The organism is Neisseria sp. P0008.S010 (genome assembly GCF_051962715.1).
GTDB classification, from domain to species: domain Bacteria; phylum Pseudomonadota; class Gammaproteobacteria; order Burkholderiales; family Neisseriaceae; genus Neisseria; species Neisseria elongata.
Genome location: NZ_JBQCVA010000133.1, coordinates 1 through 625 on the forward strand (window position 1 = coordinate 1; position 625 = coordinate 625).

Below are 625 nucleotides of genomic sequence, written 5' to 3' on the forward strand. Positions count from 1 at the left end.
TCATTACTTAGAGGGGTAACTCTTTCAGAAATTCATGGACAGTTCGCACGTGTGTTAAATGGTTTGCCAGAATTGTCAGATTTCCACTTTTCATTTAATAGAAAAAGTGCTCCCGGATTCAGTGATTTAACTATACCTTTTGAGGTGACGGTTAATTCTATGCCCAGCACGAACATTCATGCTTTTATCGGGCGGAATGGGTGTGGTAAAACAACAATTTTGAATGGAATGATTGGTGCAATCACCAACCCAGAAAACAATGAATATTTTTTCTCTGAAAATAATAGACTTATCGAGTCAAGAATCCCAAAGGGATATTTTCGATCGCTTGTTTCAGTTTCGTTTAGTGCATTTGATCCTTTTACTCCTCCTAAAGAACAACCTGACCCAGCAAAAGGTACACAATACTTTTATATTGGACTCAAGAATGCTGCCAGCAATAGTTTAAAATCACTAGGCGATCTCCGCTTAGAATTCATTTCAGCATTTATTGGTTGTATGAGAGTAGATAGAAAAAGACAACTCTGGCTTGAAGCTATCAAAAAACTAAGTAGTGATGAAAACTTTTCAAATATGGAACTCATCAGCCTCATTTCTAAATATGAAGAGTTAAGACGTAATGAAC

The 625-nt window shown here is 36.5% G+C and carries 1 pseudogene; it reads left to right on the forward strand.

Features of this window, described 5'->3' with window-relative positions:
- Nucleotides 1-625: pseudogene (locus ACTHSL_RS12865) on the forward strand (hypothetical protein); the annotation flags it as partial.